Origin of the sequence: Vibrio sp. S12_S33, assembly GCF_963889785.1 — a bacterium.
In the GTDB taxonomy this organism is placed as follows: domain Bacteria; phylum Pseudomonadota; class Gammaproteobacteria; order Enterobacterales; family Vibrionaceae; genus Vibrio; species Vibrio aestuarianus.
Genome location: NZ_CAWPQZ010000479.1, coordinates 1 through 211, shown reverse-complemented (window position 1 = coordinate 211; position 211 = coordinate 1). Strand labels below are relative to the sequence as shown.

The 211-nt window shown below is 49.3% G+C and carries 1 rRNA gene; it reads right to left on the bottom strand.

Features of this window, described 5'->3' with window-relative positions:
* Nucleotides 1-142: 142 nt before the first annotated feature.
* Nucleotides 143-211 (bottom strand): 16S ribosomal RNA (locus tag AACW06_RS20810); the annotation flags it as partial.

Genomic DNA, 211 nt, shown 5'->3' with positions numbered 1-211 from the left:
ACCCCTGTTACCGCCGTGAAAGGGCGGTGTCCTAGGCCTCTAGACGAACGGGACACTAAGTTGCGAATGTTTGGGAACATTCTTTCTCTAAAACTGTATAAACCATCAATCTGTGTGGACACTCATCAGTGTAATCATCGTATAAGGAGGTGATCCAGCGCCAGGTTCCCCTAGCGCTACCTTGTTACGACTTCACCCCAGTCATGAACCA